Genomic DNA, 22,454 nt, shown 5'->3' with positions numbered 1-22,454 from the left:
GCCTGCCACCGTGAGCAGTGCTGGCCCTCATTGTCCAATACCAGCCGCACCGCGCGCTCGCGTACCTCAGGGGAAAACTTGTTCGTCGTCTTGCTCATGATGCTCCATCCTACTCAGGAGTGGGAGCCTCCGGCAAACCCAGAGCGGTTCACTGTCCGGTCACGGGGTACCAGCTCTAATGATTTAGAATTTCAGAAAATATGCAACTATAAGCTATGGTCTGCATCAGCCGGTGATCGCGTCCACGACAACCCGCGCCGCCGTCAGTGGCATCTGCGGCCAGAAAGGCAGGCTCAGCACATCGGATGCCATGGCTTCAGCAATGGGGAAGGTTCCCTCCAGCAGGTCGAGCGAAGCATAGGCTGGCTGCCGGTGGGGGGCACAGGGGTAATGCACTAGAGTCTGGATGCCCTGCGTCTTCAGATGACGGGCCAGATCATCGCGGGAACCGCGTACCCGGACCACGTACAGATGCCAGACGCTTTCCATTCCCGGACGGACCACGGGGGCCGCAACCGAGGGGCAGTCAGCCAGCAGGCGGGTATATTCCGCCGCCAGCGCCTTGCGCTGCCGGTTCCAGGCCGGGAGCCGGGGCAGTTTGACCCGCAGGATGGCGGCCTGCATTTCGTCCAGGCGCGAATTCGTACCCAGGATCTCATGCTGGTATTTGATGGTGGAGCCATAGTTGCGCAGCAGGCGCAGGCGATGCGCCAGTTGATCGTCATTGGTCACGACAGCACCGCCATCGCCCAGGGCGCCCAGATTCTTGGTCGGATAGAAACTGAAGGCCGCCAGGGTCCCCATGCCCCCGACAGGCCGCCCGGCGACCGTGGCGCCATGCGCCTGGGCCGCATCCTCCAGCACAGCCAGCCCGTGACGGGCGGCGACGGCATTGATGGCGACCATATCCGCCGGCTGGCCATAGAGATGGACGGGGATGATGCAGCGGGTACGCGGCGTGATGGCCGCCTCGATCCTGGCTGGATCGATATTGAAGCTGGCCGGATCAGGCTCCACCCCCACAGGGGTGGCACCGGCGGCGGAAACCGCCAGCCAGGTCGCCACGAATGTATGGCTGGGCACGATCACCTCGTCCCCGCTGCCGATCCCCAGCGCCTTCAGGCTCAAGGTCAGGGCCGCCAGCCCGTCAGAGACCCCGATGCAATGGCGCACACCGCAATAGGCGGCGAACTCCGCCTCGAACGCTTCCAGCTGCGGGCCCATGATATAGTGGCTCGCACCCAGCACGGTCGCTATGGCCGCATCCAGTTCTGACCGGATTTCCGCATGACCTGCGGTCAGATCATAAAAAGGAATGCTCATTCAGGTCGTTCGCCTGTTGCCTTGAAAAGGAACTCGTCAAGATCGCGGATGTAATCCGCCTCGTCATAATGGTGGGAGGCCAGCACCACACAGCAGGCTCCGGACGAGAAATTATGGAGTTCCCGCCAAACCATGTTGCGCATGTAGAGGCCATAATAGGAACGGTTGAGCGTCACGGTCTGCTGGCGCCTGCCATCGTTCAGATGGATGTCGAAACTGCCGCTGACGGCGATCACGACCTGGTGCAGCTCCTTGTGGGCATGGCCACCGCGATGCGCACCGCCAGGCACATCATAAAGATAATAGACGCGGTTGATATCGAACGGGATCGTGCTGCCGCCTTCGATGAAGGTCAGGTTCCCGCGCCGATCGCTGACGATCGGGAAATGCACAAGCTCCCATGACCCTGACATTTTTATCTCCGCACGTTGCCCGGCATGCACAGTATCAGTGCCGTCTTCTTCGCGTCAGGAGATCATATCGGCTCTCAAGCTGCCATGCCAGGAACTCGGTTCCGATCAAGGCTGCGGGGGAACGTCCTCCCAATCCAGGCATTCAGGGCAGGCGCCATTTATTGGAAAGAGCGGGGCGACTCAGCAAAGCGCCGAGGCTTTTAAAATCAATTATGTAGCTTTCTGATATCATCTTGATAGGAAGGATTAACTGAACAGCAGCCCCTTCCCAAGGTCGAACAGGATGCTGCATGGTAGCAACCCCCAGAAGCCAGGAATTGAATATGGATACGGTGCTTGTCACGGGCGGTGCGGGCTATATCGGCAGCCATGCCGTTCTGGCACTGCGGGCGGCGGGCCGCGCAGTCGTGGTTCTGGACGATCTGTCCACGGGCGACAGGCGCCTGATCCCCGCCGATGTGCCCCTGATCGTGGGGGATGTCGCCGATATTGACCGGACGGGCGCCCTGCTGCGCGATCACCGCATCGGCACAATCATGCATTTCGCCGGCTCGATCATCGTGCCGGAATCCGTGGCCGATCCCCTGAAATATTACCGGAACAACACAGCCGCCAGCCGCAGCCTGATCGAGACCTGTATCAAGGCCGGGGTGGGGCGCTTCATCTTCTCCTCCACGGCCGCCGTCTATGGCAATCCGCCGACCCGGATGGTGACCGAACAGACCCCGGTCGCTCCAGTCAGCCCCTATGGGTGGTCCAAGCTGATGACGGAACAGATGCTGGTCGATGTGGCAGCGGCACATCAGGCCTTCCGCTATATCGCCTTGCGCTATTTCAACGTGGGCGGTGCCGATCCAGACGGGCGGGCAGGGCAGGTAACCCCGAACGCCACTCATCTGATCAAGCTGGCCTGCGAGACGGCATTGGGCCGGCGCGAGGCGCTGAGCATCTTCGGCAGTGATTATCCCACCCCGGACGGGACCTGCATCCGCGACTATATCCATGTCAGCGATCTGGCCGACGCACATGTCCGCGCCCTGGAACATCTGGAACAAGGCGGGGACAGCTTGGTACTGAATTGCGGCTATGGGCGCGGCTATTCCGTGCGCCAGGTGGCCGAAGCCGTGGGACGCGCCGCAGGGCAGCCCCTGCCGAAGGTTGAGGCCCCGCGCCGCGCCGGTGATCCGGTCGAACTGGTGGCCGACAGCACCCGGCTGCGCGACCTGCTGGGCTGGCGCCCGCGCCTGGATAACCTCGATCAAATCGCAAGTCATGCACTGGCTTGGGAACGGCGGCGGCGATAGGCTGCTGACCAAGCGTCAAATAAGAAAGGCTGGTGGTTTGCGTCTCCACAATCCCAAGGTCGCTCATGATCTCGGCAGAGCCACCTCAACATAGCCGTTAATACTTCTTGCGACCCTTGATATGCCAACCGCAATTATGGGGCTCATTCCGATTCAGTACAATGACATCTTCGAATCCATTCCTCTCGAACCACCCCACAGCCACTTCCTGGGGGATGACCCAATTGTAGAACGTGTTCAACATGTCGAGAAGGTTGATTGCATTTTCGGGCACGTCAGAGATCTCATAGGCGAAGGCCAGCTTCTCTTCGTTGCTGCGGGCTTGCTGATGGAAACGCCGCCGCGTGCTCAATACGAAATCGGATGCGTGATAAGTCGGTGCATAGACCATAATGTAACATTCGCCGCCCGGTCGCACCGTTGCTGCCACGTTCTGAAATGCCCGGTAGGGATCATGGGTACACATCAGCACACCCCAGCATAGGGTGAAGTCAGCAAACCCATGCAGATCAGGACGCTTGTCTATGATGTCAAACAGATTGAGAGCTTCAACATCATCATTGACACGTCGGGTCGATTCCAGACCATGCCGGGAGACATCCGTGGATTTTACCTGGCCACCCAGTGACTTCAGGGTCTTGGTCCAGCGACCCGCACCACAGCCAATATCCAGACAGCGCTTACCCTCGAAATATGTTATCGGAAATTTCGGCTCCAGATAAAGGCGGCCACCGATATCCCGATTCTGCTCTGACCGAGAAACTCCTTTGCGAGTAGCCAGATAGTCTCGCACACCGGTGAGTTCGAATATACGGTCATCAATGAAATCGTCAGAAATCTCTACACCCGTATGATCATGAAATCCGACCGCTCTTTCTAAGAATAAACGCCATTGATCATCGAATTGCACATCATAATGGATCGGCATATATTGTCCGCTATACTCATCAGACCAGACAACACGATTATCGTCGAAATGGGGATTCCGGATTTTGGTCATTCTTAGAACTTCCATTATTGACACATCTATCGCCGGGACAGGCGTTGCCGCATACCAGCTTACACTGGAGTCTGAGAGGTTTGCAAATCGACACCGGCCGCTGCCAGACTGTTGGTGACCAGTTGACGGATCGAGAAGTGCTCGAACAACCAGAATCGTGCAGAGCGGGCCGCTATGGCAGCCTGTTCAGGATCAGCCAGAATTGATAGCGCTTCCTGCACCAGCGGAGCTGCCTGATCTGTTTCCAGTACCCTGATGGACGCGCAAGGGTAAAGGCATTCTGCTGTCCCATAAGAGGCCGTGCAGACAATAGGGCGACCGAGGAGTTGCGCCTCCATCAACACGTTAGGATGCCCTTCTGCCCAGGCCGTATGCAGGACGAGATCAGCAGCGCCAAGATAGTCGGTGGCGTCCGATCGTGCTCCCACCAAGTGGAAGCGGTCGCTTACCCCATCCATGAACCCCGCGATGGCCGTCTCCACATCGTTACGACGGGGTCCATCGCCAATCAGGGCGACATGTGCTTCCGGATGGGCTGCCAGCAGCAGACTGGCCACTTCCACGAAGAGCAAGGGCCGCTTTTCGTCGGCAAGCCGGAATACCCCGACGACTAAAGCTGCTGCCGCTGGAATGCCTAGCCTTTCCCGGATTTGGGTTCGCGTCTCTGGGGCCAGCGGCGGCAGCATGCCGTCAGGCAGGCCATTAGGTACAGTGACAACACCGCCTGCGGGCAGACTGAGCCATTCCTCGTAACTCTGCGCACCAGCAGAGCTATTGGCTGACAGCCTTACCTCCGGAAAGCGCAGAAGCGCCTCGTAACAGGTCTTCAGCCAGGTTTCGGCACTGGCATAGTGATTAGGGAAATGGGTCGGGTTCAAATTCCGACCAGAAACGAGAATGTGAGGCACCCCAGCCAGTAGCGCTGCGATCGCGACAGGGATATTGACGAGGTCAAGATAACTGATCACTAAGACGGGGCGATCCTGCATCAGGCTGCGATAGGCGATCGCAACATGATGCATGGCATCAATCGGCAACAAGCCGAGCACTTGGCCGATAGGCGCGATATCCGTGGGCAGGCCATCCGGGGTCTGTTCTGGAGACAGAAAGGCCCTGGCCGAGGGTAACACCTGATTTACTGTCTCTTCCCCTATGCCCAGATAGGACTCTGCCCCCGGCAGGGGTGGCGCAAAGGTCCGGACAGCGCTATCCCAACCAGCCTGTGCCAGACCCTGTGCCAGATAGGATAACTGGCGTTCTGCTCCACCTGGCTGTATGCGGCCAATGAACAGGCGCGCGCGGCGCGAAACAGCAGAGCCGACGAACCGGCTGTGAAGGCGTGTCTGTGCAATGGCATCCACCAGCCTGTCAGCCGTGAAGAAGGACGGTCGGTCGCACCGCTCAATCGCTCGCGCCAACCGCTCTCCACGGGGAAGGCCGGGTTGTTGCCGGAACGGTTCTAACAGCGGGTTCAGCAAGTGGAAATGACGGGCCGTGTCGAAAGGCGGGATCACACGATAGGCTCCCATTCGACTGATCTGAGACAGAATCTGAGCTACGACATCGGGGGCATAGATGGGGTAGATCATGATGACCGTATCGGCTGCCGATAGCTCTGCCAGGGACGCAGGTCCGGCTGTAGGCAGACCGCAGAAGAGTCGACCCCATTTGCCGGGATCGACATCAATCATCCTGTCGGGGATCAGAGGACTGGTCAGGAAGTAATAGGGGAATGGAGCGATACATCCCCATCCAACCAACTGCACTCGCCCTGCCAGGAAATCTGCATAGGCCGCCTGGAGTTCTTCGCCTTCAAGCAGACACGTCATGCTGGCACCCCTTCATGCAAGCGCAGCCAATGTTCAAGAACAGCCAAGGCCCAGAGCTGGTAGAAGGAGGCCTGCTCACCGGCCCCGTTCCAATAGTTCCGCAACTGTTGTGGATCAATCCAGGCGGACAGTCGGCAATCCTGCGACAGCAAGAGCGAGCGGACATAGGGACGAAACCGCTGCTCACCCCAACCGTAGACGGGCATACCAAACCCCTTCTTGGGACGCATCATCCAGTCCTGAGGCAAATACCGGGCAGCAAGCCGACGCAAAACCAGCTTACCCGCCCGCCCCTCCGCCAGCGACCGGACCGGCAATGCCTGCGCGAAGCGCCCCAGCTCCGGCGATAGGAAAGGTGTACGAACCTCCAGCCCGTGACGCATGCTCATCCGGTCTACCTTAGCCAGAACAGCGCCGGGCATGTAATTATTGACGTCCTGCTCACGCAGGACATTCAGCAGGGGGCGCTGGTCATTATCAATCTGCTGGCGCAGTTCCCAGACCCTGGCCGATACGGGATCAGGATCGTTTCCCATAAGGGCCCGCAGTTCCCGGTCTGGGAAGATCAACAGCCGGCCTGCATAATAATCCTGGCCGACATGCCAAGTTCCAGCTTCAATCCTGTCCCGATTGAGGGCCGTAGCTTCCTGACAGTCGAAATAGCGGCCATATCCTCCGAACATCTCGTCTCCCCCATCACCAGATATGGCAACGGTGACGCGGGCGCGGGCGAAACCAGACAGAAGAAAGGTCGGCAGGCATGAACTGTCTGCATTGGGCTCGTCGAGGTTAGCCGCGATGCAAGCAACTTCCTCAGGATTCGGCAATGACAGAAGTTGCTCATGATGATCAGTGCCCAAGTACCGAGCGATGGCATGTGCTTCTAGATGCTCGCTGTCCGGCGCGTCAGCAAACCCCATGGAGAATGTTGCCAGTGGCTGTCCCAGGCGCCGGGTAACCAAGGCCGCCACTGTGGAGGAATCGACCCCGCCTGAAAGGAAAGCACCTAAAGGCACATCACTGATCAGCCGGCGCCGAAGGCTGCGCAGCAGAATATCCTCCAACTCATCAGCACGCTCGTCCAGGGAGCGGTCATCCTCTTCATGTTCACCAGTTGTGAAACTGTAATGACGCTTTGGCACAGATAGGCCGCCTGCGGACACCACCATGCTATGAGCCGGCGGCAGCTTGCGACAGCCATCATAGAAGGCATTCGGCGCCGGTACATATTGGAACTGCAGGAACTCTGCGATCGTCTGACGGGAGATGCGACGCTTGAAGTTTGGCAGGAATTCAAACGCCTGCAATTCAGATGCGAAGGCAAAAATATCATTGTGAAAAACATAGTATAGAGGCTTTTCACCAAAAAAATCGCGCGCCAATATAAGCTCACCCCGCGCTTCCACATAGACGGCAAAGGCAAACATCCCATCCAACTGATTTATATAACTAATGCCATCACGGACTAGACCCGACAGCAACACCTCCGTATCTGACCGGCCCTGGAATTGTACGCCACTGGCAGCCAGATCGGCACGTAGTTCCTGATAATTGTAGATTTCACCATTAAAGGTGATGGCATGCCCCCCCCCATTGGCCACCATAGGCTGATGTCCAGCCGCCGATAGGTCGATGATGCTGAGACGCTGCTGGCCCAACACACAACGCCCATCGCCGCTGACCCAAATACCACTGTCATCAGGGCCCCGATGGCGGATCGCTCCCAGCATCCTGCGAACTGTTTCTCGGCTCTGCCCAGGGTCGCGGCGGCCTGAAAGGTCCAATAGCCCAGCAATCCCGCACATCCATCAACACTCCCGTTTGCCTGTCCGATCAGGCTGATCGGCCTATCGTACTTGTTGCCTGGCAGATAGGGCTACTCTCCTCAATACCGGCAAAATTGCTTTGCTGGAAGCACGCCCCCCTGACATGATCGCCGCATCCCCGGTGGGGTCCCTATGCTGCGTCGAGTCCAGACAATGACCGTACAAGACACGCCTGACCGTTACGAGTTCGGAAAGAACTGGAAGCGGTACATAGATCTGCATTTCGACGAGGAGAAGATCGAGATTTCCCGTCAGCATATGCTGTCCTTCCTGGGCCGCTCGGATCTTACGGGCCTGCGAATGCTCGATATTGGATCGGGAAGTGGCCTGCACTCCCTTGCGGCTTGGCAGTCCGGAGCCCATGAGGTGGTGAGCTTCGATTATGATCCGAACTCCGTAGCAACCACACGCCTGCTGCATGAAAAGGTTGGCTCTCCTCAGAATTGGAAGATCCTGCAGGGCAGCGTACTAGATCAGACTTTCATGGAAGGGCTTGGCCAGTTTGATTTCGTATATTCCTGGGGGGTACTGCATCATACGGGCAGCCAGTGGCACGCAATTGACAATGCGATCCGCCGTGTATCCAATGATGGAATCTTCTATATTGCTCTCTATGACAGCGATGTATATGTAAATCCTGGCCCACAACACTGGCTGGACATCAAACAAAAATATAATAAATCTGGATTACTTCAGCGTTATATAATGGAGTATAACTATATAAAGAATACCATTTGTGGGGGGAAGCTCTCAAACATGCTGGGTCTGTTCAGGACCATGGCTGACTATAAACATAGTCGAGGGATGAACCTTTATACGGACGTCCGGGACTGGCTGGGCGGCTGGCCGATGGAATTCACGCGGGTTTCGGAAATCCTCGACGTCTTCTGTCGCAAAAACGGGTTCCAGTTACAGAACATCTCAACAGGAGAGGCAAACACCGAGTATGTCTTCGGGCGTGGAGCCCATGCTCCAGCCTGCGATCTGGCAAGCCGTTTCAAAATTCCGACCAGCTTGGCGGATATTGATACATCACGCCCGGTTGCGCTCTGGGGACTGGGCATATTAGGAGAGCGGCTGCTGCCTTTGCTGGGGGAGGCAGGAATACAAGTGGCCACTCTGGTTGATAAGCGACGCACAGGCAGCCTGGAAGGGATCACCATCCAGTCGCCAGAGGCATTCCTTGCCTCAGCAGACCCCGCCATGCCGGTCATTACGGCCAGCGTCTATTTCTCGCAGATACTGCAGGCGTTGGTCGCCAGTGGCTTTACCAATGCCTACCACGCGCATCCTATGATGGTTGACCGCTATCGGAACGAGCTGGGTATCGCATGAAAGCCGGGACCGAAGATGAGCATCAATAAAATGTGAGCTATGGCTGCTTGATAATGAAGGCACCACCCGTCGGCAGGTTGATGATCGGCTCCGGTTTGTCCGACATCACCTCGTCTAATGCGGCGGTGGCACCTGGACAGCTGTTAAATCCGTAATCGTCGCAAATCATCAGGCCACCGGGGACCAACCTGTCATAAAAGAAGGCGGCGCTGTCCCGGGTGGGCTGATAAAGATCGACATCAATATGGACCAGAACAAAGCGGCGGTCGGCTACGTCACCGAACCGATCCGGGACCCAGCCCGGGTACAAGTGAACAAAGGGAAATTCGGCCAGATTGCGTCGGACGACGTCTTCCCCGGTACGTAGAGCCCCAGTTTGCCAATAGCTGCCATCCTGCTCACCGGGCCGGGACAGACCTTCGAATGAATCGAACAGGTGGAGTGACCTTTCCCGGTCTCCCCGCGCGATCTGGTCAGCCAAGAACCAAGATGTGGCACCGGTGTAGCACCCAATTTCCACCATATCGCCCTGCAGCGGGCGAACCAGCTGTGCCAATTGCCACACGGCGTACTTGCGATCCATCGTATTGATCTGGTCTGGAAAGAACCTATGGAAGGCAGCCCGAAACCCCGCGTCGCCTTCAAGGCGCCGGCCGTGGTCGGGGAGGATGAAACTTGGATCAATGATCCCGGCAGCCGCCGACAAGATCGTATGACGTGCGACTTCGGTCAGAGCGGCTGTCGCGTTGGCTGCGAGCAGGGATTGCAGGGAGGACATGAGACCAGGAGGGGGGAGCAGTGCCTGGTAAAGCCGCCCATTGTCAGCTGGATTGCTGCTATCGCTGGCGGAAAAGAACAAGGCTCCCTCCCAGTGCGAATATCGTCCCCCACCCAGAGTACGAATCCCATCATGCATGGCATGACCCGGCCCGATCTCTTCCCCATTCTCAAACAACCGCAGCACGGATGCCAGGGGGGCCGCCAAGTGATCTCCTCTCCCAACCCAGCCTGGAAGGGTGGTCCGGGCGCACCACCCCTGCTCCGGTTCGATACGGGTGAGGGTCAAAAGACGGGCGGTCTGATCGGCGGCGTTGCTCATCGGTGACTTTGGTTCCAGTCATGCATTCTTGGTTACAGGGCGTAACCATACCGCTCCAGGGCAAGATGTCCATGCCGCGCCAAGCGACGATTGCTATCGGCATAGAGCGCACGAATTTCGGCCACCCGGCTAGGATTCAGGCGAATGGAAGCGTCTGCTGCCACGTGTTTCGCGTCAGCAAGCACAGGAGAGAGATACAGTCTGCTTTCCCCTCGGCCATCCAGTATCTGTCCGTTCTGCAAGGTGCTGGGATTCTCATGCCGTCCCCGCAGAATATCCCAGGACATAGCTGCATCTATACCCAAGAAACGGGAAAGCGATCCAACATAAGCCTCAAAATCGTCACGCATTTCTTCATACAGGAAAAACTTAAAATCCTCACTGCTAAAGTTATTCTGAAGAATACGATCCACTTTATCATAATAAAGAATACCAGGTATATTACGATCTATGGTGCGCATATTGATATTCAGCCAACTGTCGAAACTGATTGGAAAGGACAGTGGCTCGGATTGCTCCTTATGGACAAAGACATACTGTCCATATTTTCCATGAGTCCGGTAGAAAGATAGCAACAAGTCAACCTGCTCGCGGAGCGACACCATGATACGGCAAGGTGCGAAAGCTTCCAGAATACGACGAGCCAGGATCTCAAAATCAGTGCCTGCAACATGCAGGAAGGATTCTGTCGATATAATGATAGCTTTGGCTTGGCTGGTGTGCCGCCGCTCGTCCAATATGGACTTCAGAGATCTGCAAGCTTCCCTGTCAAAGCGCATTCCATTTGCAGAAATGATGTGGTTGATCAGATATCCGATATTCTGGGTCTCGTATCCGAGGCTCGGGATGTACTTTCCAATATAATCAATCTCTGGATGTTTGGGAAACAGGTGGGCTTGCAAGGTCGTTGTCCCGGTCTTCGGGTATCCGACATGCAGGTAAATTGGAACCATCGTCTGCGCCTTCACGTAGCAGGTGATATCTGATCAAGGGTAAGTGCATTGATATGATGGCGCGCCATTTCGAGATGCCTGGGTCGTTGCCATGCAGCCAGGCGGATCATGTACGGGGGAAACCGTTCCTGGATAACAGCAAAATCGTCTCCGGCCTCGCCCCTGGACAGACGCAACAGCCCCCTCGACAATAAGGCGGCTGGCGACGACCCAGCCTGTGCGATGGCACAATCCAGGACCATGACGGCCTCTTCAAATTGACCTGCCGCAAACAGTGCATAGCCAAGATGGGCACAAGTCAGGGGCGACGCATTCAGGTCAACAGCAGCTTGACAGACTTCCAGACCCCGACTGTCCTTTCCTGTCGCGATCAGAAAAAGCCCATACTCGGCCAACGTCCGCGCACGCAGCGTCGCAGACCCTGGCAGAGCGGTGCATTGTTGAAAGGCTCCTGCCGCTTCTTCATGGCGGCCTGCGATGAAGAGAACAGCAGCCAGACGGCCCAGCAACAACAGTTCGCCAGGGTGGGCCGCCACGACCTCAGACAAAAAGGCGATTGCCTCAGCCAGTTGGCCGCGCGCAACCAGGATATTAGCCAAGGTGCCCTTGATGTCAGCTCTGTCGGGCGCCTTATCCGCGGCAATCATGGCTGCCTGATCCGCCAAATCCAGGTAGCCAGAGGTGAAGAAACTACTGGAAAACCATAGAAGCTGCTCCACGCTCATAGCCTCGGAGGGCCTCAGCAAAGGGAAAAATCCAGCCAAAGCGCCTGAAGGGCATTGATCTGGCGCCAACCGGTACGCATCGCGTATCAATTTTACAGCCAAGTCAAAGAATTGCTGATCAGGAATACTGACCTCAACCACTGCTTCCAAAGCCCTGGTCATGCCTTTCAAGGCCAAGTTCCAATGGCCACCCTGCCCCAGCAGACGCATCCCCTTGACCATAGCGGTCAGCACCTCTGGAGTACTGGCGAAAGCGGGCAGGGCAGCATCACCAAGCAACAGTCCCCAATCCTTGATCGCCTCTGCCTGCTGATTCAACCGCCAGCGCAGACACCCCATCTCGACGGTCAGCAAAGCCCGGCTCGTCGCTGTCCACTCTTCTGTACCCAGTTCCATGATCGCCTGCTCGTGAACGTCTAAAGCGATTGCGACCGGGATACCGGGACTGTCCAGATGCAGCCGACACCACTCCACTATGGCGCCGGGCAAGGCATCAGCTGGCAGTTTCACAGCCGTCGCCGCGGCATGCTGGCCTGTTGCCTCAAGCAATTTGGCCTTGGCATATGTCAAAGCAGGATGCGGTATGCTCGCTCCTGCCTTATTCAGCCAAGAAAGAGCAGTGGCGGCTTCCTGAATCCGGAAGATAGAGATGGCCATGGCCAGGCTGTAATTTACCTGAATGTCCTCCTGGATAGCCTGGCGCCAGCCAGCGATCCGAGCTTCGGACAAAACGGTATCGGACATAGCTTGTCTCTTCTCCTGGGCGATGGTTATGTTTGTACCATGCTGGACCAGACTCACCTAGTCGCGTAGACCGTCGCAGCCTCCTGACGCCAACGCAAAGCATGGCCCCCAACCTTTTCAGCCAAGTAGTCCAGCGATGGACGCGCCAGACGGTACAACGCAGCCAGCATTTCAGGGTCGGGCTGCCAGCGGATAGAGCGGGCCCCAATAACGTCACCGATGGAGGGGAAGATTGCCAACCGCGGATCCACACCCAGGAAGGCACACAAAGCATCTACCCCGCGTTGACCGTCATGCAGATCCTCAAAGAAGCTACAATGCAGGTTTTCGGAGGAGAAAGCTTGGTGCCAACGCGGCATCCAGGAATGGTAATCCTCCAAATTAGCCACATGCCGAAAGGCCGCAGCCGTCATTTCCGTCGTTATTTCCTTTGTACCAGTCGATAGGCTATGGGCAGCCAAGCGATGGCCGATCATCGAGACGAGACGATCCAACGGATTGCGCAAAATGATGACGATCTTCGCCTGTGGCGAAAGCCTTTTCAAATGCTCAATACCATCTACACTGATGCGGTGAGTGCTGGGCGTACAGTCAAACACGAGTTTATCCGGGCTGGCCCCATTATAAAGAGCGGCATAGGCGGCGTCGGTGGGGCTGTCAGGCAGACCATAGGTGGCCAGCACGTCCAGCCGACGCTGGTCTATTACACCTGTTCCCGCCAGTTGCTCGCCAATGGCATCCTGGAGGGCCCGCAGCCGCATCCGGCGAGCAAAAGCACGGTTTTGCCCCTCGTAGATTTCCGTGAAATAGAAGGTTTCCTTCAGGTAGCCCCTGGAAATCAGAGGATGCTCGGCCAACACGTTGTAAAGCCATGTCGTGGCGGTCTTGTGGGGACCAATGACGTAGAAATCTGGAAACCGCATGGATAGAGCCTGTCCATTCGCCGGGCTGTTATGCCCTCAGCATATCAGCATCGGACCTAGCATCACTACCATAGTGGAGGTCCATCTTAGAATTATGATACACAACAGAATGATCGGTAAGAAATTATCTCTGCTAGTCGGAGCGACTGATGAGTATCTGCTTCTTGATAGCCAACCAACGCTCAGGAACTAGCGCACTTGGCAGCATATTCAACCAACATCCTCGTCTGCGATATTTCTTTGAAATATTTCATGATGGTCATATCGGCCACGACATGAATTATTTTACATTTTACTTGGAAAAAGTACGACAGGATTTACGGAATTCCCTGCCAGATTCAAATTTAAATATATTCCAGGAATATCTAGAGTATGTTAAAAGCAGATCACGTGATCGCATTGCAATTATTGATGTTAAATATAATAGCACTCATCATCTAAATGATTTCTGTCAGAATCCGGGGGGAACACCCGGATTCATAAGATTTCTTTATAAGAATGATATTCCTGTGATTCATCTAAAGCGTAATAACATCTTAAAGGGGCTGATTTCCAGCCAGATCGCTAACCTCAACAAGGTCTGGCATACGCATGATGTCGATGCCATCCGGGTCCATAGCTTCCGGCTTGATACACAGAACCTCATTGCACACCTAACAGAGGCGGCGGAACAGACATCATTGATCGAAAACTCGCTCGTCCGGGCACGCCATCGACTTAATCTCACATATGAAAGCTTGTTCGATGCGGACGGCGCCATCTCAGCATATGCGCGCCAATCCATATGTGGTCTGTTGGGTCTGGAGACTTTCCCCCCCTTCAAGCCCGTTCACGTTAAACAGACGAAAGACAATCTCCGCCAAGTTTTGGAGAATTATAGTGAAATAGAACAATGTTTAGCTGGAAGCCCATTCGAATGGATGCTAGAGGCCTAGAATTGGATTTTCCAATGTTAGGTGAATGGGTTCAGGGCGGCAGCAGGGCGATCAGGGGCGGGGTGCCTCCCGGTCCTTCACGCATCAGGGCCGCCAGCCGGGAGGCATAGCCGAGCGTGACCAGCACCAGGGGCAGGCCCGCCCCCCGCATCGCCGCCAAAGGCTGCACGGGTACGCCGTGGAACAGGGGCGGGGGCGTCAGATGCTCCATCAGGTCGGCATAGGCCGCCGGCTCCAGCCCTGCGGCGCGGGCCGTGCGGATGAAGTCGGGGGCCATCCCGCCCTCCCCCCCCACAGCAAGGATGCCGAACCGGGCGATCCCGCCTTCCTGCAGGCGGGCCAGCAGCGCCCGGCAGACGGGGCCGTGCCCGCCCTCCAGGGCCAGCAGATCGGCCGGACGCTGGAAAATGCCGGGATCATGGCGGACCAGGGCGCCCTGCGGCCAGGGGGCCAGGGCCGGACGCAGACCCAGGGCCAGCGACAGGACGGGACCTTCGCGCAGGCCGGCCAGCGGGCGTACCGTTTCCAGGGCCGTGGCGTCGCAGATCACCCGCTCCCCCTCCGTCCCGTCATTCTGATCATAGGCAAGGCCCCCCAGCAGCCCCGCCTCCGCCGCCGTGGGGCGCAGCAGGGCAGCGGCCAGCGGCAACAGGGCCGCTGATCCCGGCACGGGCGGGGCCTCAGGCGGCCAGGCGGCCGCCATCAGGCCGGCATAGCGGCGGATGCCTTCCTGCAGCAAGGAGAGGGTCCGGCGCTCATCCCCTTGCGCCGGCGGATCGGCCAGCACGGGTTCGACCTGGGCCTGGGCGGTGCGGACATGGCCCAGGGTGGTGCCGTGCAGGCCCGTCAGGGCGCGTTCCAGGATCTGCGGGCTGCGATAGAGGATGCGGCCCAGGGTCTGACCCGCCGCATCCTGGCCAGCATAGACCTGGATGGCGATACCATCGGCCAGGGGGGCGGCAATATCGGCCACGGCATAGGCCAGGAAAAGCCGGCAGCGCCGCCGCCCGTCGGGCAGCAGGCGGACCAGGGCGGCCGGCGTGCTGCCGCGCGCACCCAGATCGACCAGGGCGACAAGGTCCCGACCCAGCAGCGGATCAAGGTAATCCAGCAGCAATTGCCGCGTCTGTGCAGCCTGTGCGGCGGCCGCGGCGCGCAGGGCCGGATCATCGAACAAGGCCAGGGCCGGACCGGCGGCGGGGGTCGCCAGCAGCTGTTCCAGGGTCAGGCCCGCCCAGGGGGCAAGGTCATCCGGCACGGCGCCGCCAGCCAGGGTCAGAAGCCGGTCCCAGGGCAGGTGCGGGCGGGTTTCCAGCAGGCGGCGGGCCGCCGCCATGTCGATCTGCGCCAGGTCCAGCGGCAGCAGCGCCTGACGCGACACGAACAGGGGCGTCACCCTGATGCCGCCGCCCGTGCGGGCGATGATGTCGGACAGCAGGGGCGCGAACAGGGCCGCCTCCCGCATCAGCGGCGCGATATGGGCGATCTGCTGCCGGCGGCATTCGGCCACCAGCCAGCGGCAATATTCGACCACAGCCGGGCCCAGGACCAGGGCGCCGAATTCCAAAGCAGGGGCATCGCCGGGCGCATCATCCAGCCCCGCCAGGGCTGCCGCCCGGCGGGGGGCCAGCCCGTCCCAGCCATCCCAACCCAGACCCGCCACGGCCCTTTCACGCTCCCGCAGGGCCGCCAGACCAGGGCCCGGCACATAATGAAAGGCGCGCAGGCCCGCCGCCCGCGCCATGGCGACATCGCCCAGCGGATCATCGCCCAGATGCAGGATACGGGCGGGCGGAATGTCGGGATGGTCGGCCAGCAGCCGCGCGAACAGGCCGCCCCCCGCCTTGGACACACCTTCGGCATTGGAGACATAGAGGCGGCGGTAGAGGTCCGACCCGATCCCGGCCCCGGCCAGCAGGCGGGCAAGATCGTCCGGCGCCAGATACATGTCGGACAGCAGCACCACGGGAATGCCGGCCCCGGCCAGCCCCGTCAGCACGGGCAGCAGCAGGGGATTGGCGAAAACCATCTCCGCCTCCACCGCCAGTTCCAGCGCCGCCAGGGCCGCCGGGTCGCCCAGCGCCAGTTCGGCATGGATGGCGGCCAGATCCACCTCTGCACCCTTCACCTTGGCGCGGGCCCGTTTCTCTGCCTCCTGCCGGGCCAGACGGAACAGGGCAGGCGACAGTGACGGGTCGACCAGACCGACGGTCGCCGCCCGTTGCCCCACCCGCTCGAACAGGGCCGAAGGCGGTTCCACCCGGCGCAGCAGGAGCGTGTCGAACACATCGAACGATACCAGCAGGGGATCGTTTTGGAGCAGGGTGGAGAGGTCCATGGGGGTCATGCTTGCGAAGACGGGGCGCCATTGTCCCCCAACAGGCCTTGCTTCACCAAGTCCGACGTTGCCGGACCTGTCGGGACTCTACTCGCGCCCCCATCCCCGTCGCCGCGATTCGGGGGCCAAAAGAAAACAAGGCGCCGCCTGGAAAATTCACAGGCCGATTCTGTCCCCGGGACTCTACTCGCGCCCCTTCGGGACTCTACTCGCGCGACTCGGACTTATCCCCGGGACTCTACTCGCATAACTATAAGTTAGAATCTAAAAGCCTTTCTAATAGCTAGCGCGAGTAGAGTCCCGATTGCATTCGGGAAAAGGCCGGGTAATCTTGCAGGCTATGGGAACAATACATCAGCTCATCCGGCAGCACGGCAAGGATAACGCCAAGCTGTATGCCGACCCGGACGAGAAACATCTCGTCGACATCGCCGCCGAAGTCATGGCCGGCGAGCGGGAGGATTTGGGCTGGGCCTATACAGGCTGGGCATTCACCGCTCTGCCACACAAGCGCGTCAGCGACGATGCCGTCTGGCAGCGCGAAATGGGTCAGGTCACCTTGACCATCAGTCCAGGCCATTTGCCGGGCAAGACGCGCAGTGAGGTGGTGAAGGTCGGCGTGCCGTTCGGCGCACATGCGCGTCTGGTAATGCTGTATCTGCAAACCCAGGCAATCCGCACCGGCAGCCGCGAGGTTGAGGTGGGCCGGACCATGAACGCCTTCCTGGAACGGATCGGCGTGGCACCGGGCGGCAAGACAAGGCAGTCGGTCAGTGAGCAATTGCGCCGTATCGCGGCTTCGACCGTCATGTTCAGCTGGCAGCAGACGCCCGACAGCGCGCCCGGCTTCATGCGGCAGACCATCATCAAGGGTGGTCAGCTGGGCGTGCGGATGACCGACGATACGCAGGGCGCGCTCTGGGAAGAGCATATCGTGTTGTCGGAGGATTTTTACGACAATCTGCGCAAATACCCGATCCCACTGCTGGAACAGGCTATCCGGGCTATCGGGGCCAGCAGTCTGGCGCTCGATCTCTATGTCTGGCTCTGCTACCGGCTGCGCAGCCTGTCCAAGCCGACCAGCATTTCCTGGCAGGCCCTGCATGCCCAGCATGGGGCCGAATATGCGCGCATCCGAGACTTCAAGCGGTTCATGATCCCGCAATTGAAACTGGCCCTGGCAGCCTATCCGCAAGCACATGTGACGCTGGAGGATGACGGGTTGATGCTGTACCCGTCGGCCCCGCCGATCAGTAAGCTGGGCGGATAGTCGGGACTCTACTCGCGCCCTCTTTTACAGACAGGGCTCACAGGCCATTGCCGGCGACGGCCCCATCCTTGCGCCGCGACAGTTGCACCTGACCTTCCACGCATTTGACATAGGTGGTCTTGCCCAAGGCCAGATTGTCGCAAATGGTGATCAGGGCGCGGGGCATGGCACCGAACTCCTTCGACCCGCGCACCCCGGCATTGTAGGTAGCCAGATAGGTCTTCAAGGCGGGCTTGGTCACGGGCTGGCCGTTCTGGTCGATCATCGCGCAAAAGGCTCCGGATGGTTGAGCCCCGATCATGGAACAGGGCGGGGGTGGGGTGCCAGTCCTGAATGGGGGTACATTGACGTGCGTATGGATCATGCGCATAGTTGATACCTATCGACCAGGAAGGCTTGCATGACCCGAGAGACGGCTGGTTTGCGTCAGCGCACCAATGTGACCCTGCCGGAGGCATTGCTGCGGGAGGCGCGTCAGCTCAACATCAACCTGTCGCAGGCCTGTGAGCGGGGGCTGGCGGCCGCAGTTTCCGATATGAAGGCGGCGCAATGGCGGCAGGAAAATCAGGCGGCCATCGATGCCTGGAACGCCCATGTTGAGGAAAAGGGTCTGCCGCTCGCCGAATACAGGCAGTTCTGATGGCGCGTTTCGACGTCTATGCCATGACGGGGCAGCGGTCCTTCTATCTGCTGGATGTGCAGGCCGATCTGCTGGACCGGCTGGACACGCGGGTCGTTGTTCCGCTGTTCCCGGAAAAGGAAGCACCGGCCCCCATCGCCACCCTTAACCCGGTTTTCGATATCCAGGGACAACGCCATGTTATGGTCACCCAGTCCATCGCCACCCTGCGGCGGCGGGATCTGGGCAAGGTCATTCAGTCCCTGGATGACCAGCATCAGCAGATCATGAATGCGCTGGATATGCTGCTGACAGGTTATTGATATCAGATATCTGTCTGATATCAATTTTTGTTCTGGCGGTGCGCCCAGGTGGGTGCACCAACTGACAGGCCTGCTTGCGCAGGGACAGGCTGGGCGCGAGCATCAGCCGGACTGGGGCGGAAGATCAGCCTGTTGTGGGGGATGACCTTTCCGGGGACTTGCCAACGGCCCATGTCTGACGTTTCCTGTCAGCGGATATCAGAAGAACCTGGAGGACAAGATGCCGGTTGATCCGAAGAAGGCGGAGCCTCACAACCCGCAGCGGTATACGCTGGAGGAACTCGTTGCTGGGATGACGCCGGATAATCAGCATGAGGAGCAGTTTCCCGGCCCCCCGGTGGGGGCGGAGCGTATCGAATGGGAGGGGCCAGTGTCTGGGTGAGGGGAAAGCTGTTTAATATCAAAAAGATATCGGTGTGTCCTTGATATCGGGTCCTACCACCCTCAGCGAATTCTTTCTTCGGCGAGAAGCTCGACCGCGATCTGTGAGACCCAGCGGGGAAGGTTCTCTACCGCACTGGCCGCCTTTGGAAGCTCTATGCCGATCGCCTCGGCCCGTTTGGCCCATTTCAGCCTTGTCCCGGCATCTGCCCCTGTTAGGAAATGCAGCGCCTTGCGGGCGGCTGCTGTACTGGCAATGTCCTCGGCCTTTGCCTTGCGTTCCCCCCGTCGCTGGACCTTGGGCTTTTCCAGTTCCCGGATCGTCGCGGCGACCGCCTCCTTGGGCTTTCGTTCAATCTGGAAGGTGACAGCGACAACCTGACCGCCACCGCGACCACGACCCTGACGGGTTTCGATGACCAGCACGCGAAACTCAGCCAGCCGATCAATTTCCTCCAGGGCCGGATCCAGGGCGCGTCTGCGGAAATCCTTCCAATCGGTCAGTTTGTCCCGGCATCCCAGCAGGTCCCGCAATTCGGACGTTTTGACGGACCACCAAGGTTGGGCGGCATCCCGGTCGGCATAGCGCTTAAGGGTCTCATACAGGACCAGACCATATTTGCTGTCGAATTCCCACTGCACACGTAGACTGATCATGCTGTAGAGCGCCGGTTCCACCAGCCGCTCCCTGAGGCCGCTGGGGAAGCTGTATTGTAGGCTGCCAGATCGTTCATCAATCCGGCAAGTGCTGAGCAAGGGTGAAGATTCCCATACCCGACCGCCATCTGAGCGCAGGTAATTCAACTCCACCACAGTCGCCTTATATCGGACATGATTTTACGGGAAGTCCGAAATACACCGTCATAATGTCCGAAATGCCCCTTTCCACCGCAAGAATGTCCGATATCTCCGTACTTGCGTCCGATAAGGCCCGTAGATTTGTCCCGAGTCTCCCGTCATAATGTCCGATAATGGCTCTCAAGATACTGAAAAATAAAATGAATTTGGCCTTAGGAATCTAAGGAACAGTTAGGAACTGAGGAAAAGACCTTTTGGATGGAAAAGGACAAGGAAGGCCAGAAACTCACCTGGATTGGGTGACGTAGAACTTCCGGCGTTTCAGCGTTGCTCGGGTCGACCGATAATCACAGTACATGTTGTCACGCCTCGCCCACCGATCTCCCAGCTCTGCTGCCCCCACCCTATGCAAGGGAATGGGGAATTATCCTTACTCTTCGTTGCCGTTGCGACAATCTGACGGACGAGTGCGGCATCTGGGCCAAGGTACCATTTAACGGCAATCAACTCTTGTCGAGAGAGGTTGGCTGCCCATTGTGCAGCTTCATACTGATCCTTAGTTAGGTCACCAACCCATTTACCGCGCGATTTCAATTCCACTTTATATCCAGCAACGACGCTGTTTAAGCGATCTGCTTCTGCCTGCACACGCATATCGGCCGCTTCGTTAACGACGTGCCAAATCAGGCCCCCGCCAATGGCAAGGGTGACCAGGATACCCCCAAGGCAGGCAACCGTAGTCTTCAAGACCCAGCGAGAGGCCTCTGCCTTGCGGATATTTGTACCGGCAGCCTGAAACAGGCGATCAATGGTTTTTACCATGCCGGCCTCGACCTCAAATTTGGCAGCCTCCTTGGTAGCGACCATAGTCGTGCGGACATCATCCAACGCTTTGCGGACCTCAGCGCTTACGTCATGGCCAGCAGCCTGCATCCGCTTAGGGACGTCATGAGCTGCTGCCATGACGTGGCCAGCAACAGACAGCAGGATAATTTCTGGGCTATCTGGTGACAGGCTCAGCCGGTTCATGACCAGCAGAAGCCGTTCACGTATCTCTGGGGAAAGATCCTTAGTCGCCTCCTGGAAGATGCTGCCTTTGCTCATGGCAATCCAACCAGTTCCCTGACTTTGTCCAGCTCAGCATCGAATTCCCTTAGGAACGTGCTGACACGGCTACGATGAGCGATGGAGAGACGCGGGTCATTACGTCCTGCTGTAAAACCCAGATCCAGCGCTTCCAGCATCCAGTAGGTCTCCCCCTCCATAAGGCTCGGCATGTCTATGATCCGGCCATTGGATTGCAGCAGACGCTGTTTACTTTTGCCGCCTATAATGCTGCCTGTCGCATCGGTATGACCATCGAAAAGAGCAAAGCCGGCAACACGTGTAAAAAACCGGTTTCGGATGGCAAGGTAGTCAACGCTGGTGCCAAACTGGTCAAGAATATCGCCTACGACAAAGGCCGACGCCAAAGCGGGAGAGAGCACGATCACAAGAGTAATCCGATAACCCGCTTCAGCGGCCATGTCAGTGAGTGCAGAAGCGGACCCAGCAACACTGATAACAGGTATAAGTGATCCACCCGGCAAATCATGCAGAACGACGTTGGCACCGGTCTGAAGACTGTTCAGCAACAAGTCGCGTTGCCCCTCATGGCGAATGTCATAGGGCACGACGCCGCGCATGGGATCCTGAGGCAAGACAGGCTGTCGGTCACGTCCCCGCTCTGCATAAAGCTGGTGCAGCTGGCCGACATCCGTTCCATCACCATCATATGCAGCAGATGGTACATTATCCCGTCGAAGGCGGTCCAGAATAGCGCAGCTTGCGGTGCTCTTGCCGGTTCCGCCCTTCTGGCCTAGAACCAGGATCATACGCTTAAACATCTTCACGTCTCCGGGTACTGGCAGCCGAAGGAGGGCGTACAATGCCTTCCTGCCTACCGGTATCCGCAATGGTTCCCTTTGCTTGCTTCCTGGAACGCTTTGCCGACGGCTTCATCGCCCCCTGCGTGATGGATTTCCAGTGTTCACTAAATGCAGGTACTGAGAGGCTGATGCCGCAGTCGCGTAAGGCCATGATGATAGCCTCTGTCGAGAATCCCTTAGCAATAAGGGCCTCGATCTGCGGGTGCAGACGCTCAATTGCCATCCGAACCGATAGAACCCTGGGTCCTTTCTGCGCAAACTCTTCAAGCTTTAAGGCTGCTGCCTCCACTGTTTCAACAGGATAGGTCTTGATCGTTCTTGCCATTTGTTATGCCACATGTTCAGCCGCTCTGTATGTCCAGGCTACTGCGGAAAATCAGTGTTGCAA

The 22,454-nt window shown here is 58.2% G+C and carries 22 protein-coding genes; 7 read left to right on the top strand and 15 right to left on the bottom strand.

What is annotated here, in order from left to right:
* Window positions 1-225 precede the first annotated feature (225 nt).
* Window positions 226-1,323 (bottom strand): DegT/DnrJ/EryC1/StrS family aminotransferase, encoded by a 1,098-nt coding sequence (locus ACODSP_RS21165; protein WP_488967523.1) that lies wholly within the window; start codon window positions 1,321-1,323, stop codon window positions 226-228.
* Window positions 1,320-1,736 carry a sugar 3,4-ketoisomerase gene (locus ACODSP_RS21160; RefSeq protein ID WP_102115428.1) on the bottom strand — a complete coding sequence of 139 codons (417 nt, stop codon included), beginning with the start codon at window positions 1,734-1,736 and terminating at the stop codon, window positions 1,320-1,322. The genes ACODSP_RS21165 and ACODSP_RS21160 overlap by 4 nt, the downstream gene beginning before the upstream one ends.
* A gap of 323 nt (window positions 1,737-2,059) precedes the next feature.
* Here ACODSP_RS21160 and galE point away from each other — a divergent pair, with 323 nt between their 5' ends.
* On the top strand, window positions 2,060-3,040 hold the full coding sequence (gene galE, locus ACODSP_RS21155) for a UDP-glucose 4-epimerase GalE (protein ID WP_488967522.1): 981 nt from the start codon (window positions 2,060-2,062) through the stop codon (window positions 3,038-3,040).
* Between the two features lie 97 nt (window positions 3,041-3,137).
* Here galE and ACODSP_RS21150 read toward each other — a convergent pair whose 3' ends face one another.
* The 3 genes from ACODSP_RS21150 to asnB are packed head-to-tail and all read right to left on the bottom strand — an operon-like array spanning window position 3,138 to window position 7,674.
* Complete coding sequence (locus tag ACODSP_RS21150) at window positions 3,138-4,040, bottom strand: class I SAM-dependent methyltransferase (protein WP_488967521.1); 903 nt, start codon at window positions 4,038-4,040, stop codon at window positions 3,138-3,140.
* A gap of 59 nt (window positions 4,041-4,099) precedes the next feature.
* Window positions 4,100-5,869 carry a glycosyltransferase gene (locus ACODSP_RS21145; protein ID WP_488967520.1) on the bottom strand — a complete coding sequence of 590 codons (1,770 nt, stop codon included), beginning with the start codon at window positions 5,867-5,869 and terminating at the stop codon, window positions 4,100-4,102.
* Complete coding sequence (asnB, locus tag ACODSP_RS21140) at window positions 5,866-7,674, bottom strand: asparagine synthase (glutamine-hydrolyzing) (protein ID WP_488967519.1); 1,809 nt, start codon at window positions 7,672-7,674, stop codon at window positions 5,866-5,868. Before asnB ends, ACODSP_RS21145 begins: the two co-directional genes overlap by 4 nt.
* Window positions 7,675-7,848: 174 nt before the next feature.
* Here asnB and ACODSP_RS21135 point away from each other — a divergent pair, with 174 nt between their 5' ends.
* On the top strand, window positions 7,849-9,030 hold the full coding sequence (locus ACODSP_RS21135; RefSeq protein ID WP_488967518.1) for a class I SAM-dependent methyltransferase: 1,182 nt from the start codon (window positions 7,849-7,851) through the stop codon (window positions 9,028-9,030).
* A 37-nt stretch (window positions 9,031-9,067) separates the two neighbouring features.
* On the opposite strand, the gene ACODSP_RS21130 is transcribed toward ACODSP_RS21135, so the two are convergent.
* The 4 genes from ACODSP_RS21130 to ACODSP_RS21115 all read right to left on the bottom strand — a co-directional run bounded on the left by ACODSP_RS21130 (window position 9,068) and on the right by ACODSP_RS21115 (window position 13,474).
* Complete coding sequence (locus ACODSP_RS21130) at window positions 9,068-10,015, bottom strand: TylF/MycF/NovP-related O-methyltransferase (RefSeq protein WP_488967517.1); 948 nt, start codon at window positions 10,013-10,015, stop codon at window positions 9,068-9,070.
* A 146-nt stretch (window positions 10,016-10,161) separates the two neighbouring features.
* A complete protein-coding gene (locus ACODSP_RS21125; protein WP_488967516.1) occupies window positions 10,162-11,097 on the bottom strand; it encodes a sulfotransferase domain-containing protein in 936 nt (311 codons plus the stop codon).
* A complete protein-coding gene (locus tag ACODSP_RS21120; protein WP_488967515.1) occupies window positions 11,094-12,551 on the bottom strand; it encodes a tetratricopeptide repeat protein in 1,458 nt (485 codons plus the stop codon). Before ACODSP_RS21120 ends, ACODSP_RS21125 begins: the two co-directional genes overlap by 4 nt.
* A 53-nt stretch (window positions 12,552-12,604) precedes the next feature.
* Window positions 12,605-13,474, bottom strand: a complete 870-nt coding sequence (locus ACODSP_RS21115; protein WP_488967514.1) for a sulfotransferase — start codon at window positions 13,472-13,474, stop codon at window positions 12,605-12,607.
* A 149-nt stretch (window positions 13,475-13,623) separates the two neighbouring features.
* Here ACODSP_RS21115 and ACODSP_RS21110 point away from each other — a divergent pair, with 149 nt between their 5' ends.
* Window positions 13,624-14,409 carry a hypothetical protein gene (locus ACODSP_RS21110; RefSeq protein ID WP_488967513.1) on the top strand — a complete coding sequence of 262 codons (786 nt, stop codon included), beginning with the start codon at window positions 13,624-13,626 and terminating at the stop codon, window positions 14,407-14,409.
* 31 nt (window positions 14,410-14,440) lie between these two features.
* Here ACODSP_RS21110 and ACODSP_RS21105 read toward each other — a convergent pair whose 3' ends face one another.
* Window positions 14,441-16,747 (bottom strand): hypothetical protein, encoded by a 2,307-nt coding sequence (locus ACODSP_RS21105; RefSeq protein WP_488967512.1) that lies wholly within the window; start codon window positions 16,745-16,747, stop codon window positions 14,441-14,443.
* Between the two features lie 340 nt (window positions 16,748-17,087).
* On the opposite strand from ACODSP_RS21105, the gene ACODSP_RS21100 reads away from it, so the two are divergent.
* Entirely contained in the window at window positions 17,088-18,017 is a 930-nt protein-coding gene (locus ACODSP_RS21100) for a replication protein RepA (protein ID WP_156344615.1), read from the top strand.
* A 37-nt stretch (window positions 18,018-18,054) separates the two neighbouring features.
* Here ACODSP_RS21100 and ACODSP_RS21095 read toward each other — a convergent pair whose 3' ends face one another.
* Window positions 18,055-18,282: a hypothetical protein gene (locus ACODSP_RS21095; RefSeq protein WP_488967511.1), complete on the bottom strand. Its 228-nt coding sequence runs from the start codon at window positions 18,280-18,282 to the stop codon at window positions 18,055-18,057.
* Between the two features lie 135 nt (window positions 18,283-18,417).
* Between ACODSP_RS21095 and ACODSP_RS21090 the strand changes: the two genes are divergently transcribed.
* The 3 genes from ACODSP_RS21090 (at window position 18,418) to ACODSP_RS21080 (ending at window position 19,341) form a co-directional block, all read left to right on the top strand.
* On the top strand, window positions 18,418-18,657 hold the full coding sequence (locus ACODSP_RS21090) for a type II toxin-antitoxin system CcdA family antitoxin (protein WP_488967510.1): 240 nt from the start codon (window positions 18,418-18,420) through the stop codon (window positions 18,655-18,657).
* Entirely contained in the window at window positions 18,657-18,959 is a 303-nt protein-coding gene (locus ACODSP_RS21085) for a CcdB family protein (RefSeq protein ID WP_488967509.1), read from the top strand. Before ACODSP_RS21090 ends, ACODSP_RS21085 begins: the two co-directional genes overlap by 1 nt.
* 220 nt (window positions 18,960-19,179) lie before the next feature.
* Window positions 19,180-19,341 carry an AbrB/MazE/SpoVT family DNA-binding domain-containing protein gene (locus ACODSP_RS21080; RefSeq protein ID WP_488967508.1) on the top strand — a complete coding sequence of 54 codons (162 nt, stop codon included), beginning with the start codon at window positions 19,180-19,182 and terminating at the stop codon, window positions 19,339-19,341.
* A 62-nt stretch (window positions 19,342-19,403) separates the two neighbouring features.
* Here the strand turns inward: ACODSP_RS21080 and ACODSP_RS21075 are convergent, their stop codons facing one another.
* The 4 genes from ACODSP_RS21075 to ACODSP_RS21060 all read right to left on the bottom strand — a co-directional run bounded on the left by ACODSP_RS21075 (window position 19,404) and on the right by ACODSP_RS21060 (window position 22,391).
* The gene (locus ACODSP_RS21075) at window positions 19,404-20,153 is read right to left on the bottom strand and encodes a replication initiation protein (protein ID WP_488967507.1); all 750 of its coding nucleotides are present in this window, start codon (window positions 20,151-20,153) and stop codon (window positions 19,404-19,406) included.
* A gap of 306 nt (window positions 20,154-20,459) precedes the next feature.
* On the bottom strand, window positions 20,460-21,242 hold the full coding sequence (locus ACODSP_RS21070; RefSeq protein ID WP_488967506.1) for a hypothetical protein: 783 nt from the start codon (window positions 21,240-21,242) through the stop codon (window positions 20,460-20,462).
* The gene (locus ACODSP_RS21065) at window positions 21,239-22,024 is read right to left on the bottom strand and encodes a hypothetical protein (RefSeq protein WP_488967505.1); all 786 of its coding nucleotides are present in this window, start codon (window positions 22,022-22,024) and stop codon (window positions 21,239-21,241) included. Before ACODSP_RS21065 ends, ACODSP_RS21070 begins: the two co-directional genes overlap by 4 nt.
* Complete coding sequence (locus ACODSP_RS21060) at window positions 22,017-22,391, bottom strand: hypothetical protein (RefSeq protein WP_488967504.1); 375 nt, start codon at window positions 22,389-22,391, stop codon at window positions 22,017-22,019. Before ACODSP_RS21060 ends, ACODSP_RS21065 begins: the two co-directional genes overlap by 8 nt.
* Window positions 22,392-22,454 lie beyond the last annotated feature (63 nt).

Source organism: Niveispirillum sp. FG156 (assembly GCF_057809555.1).
The sequence above is the reverse complement of the archived record's forward strand: the minus strand, read 5'-3'. Positions and strand labels throughout refer to the sequence as shown.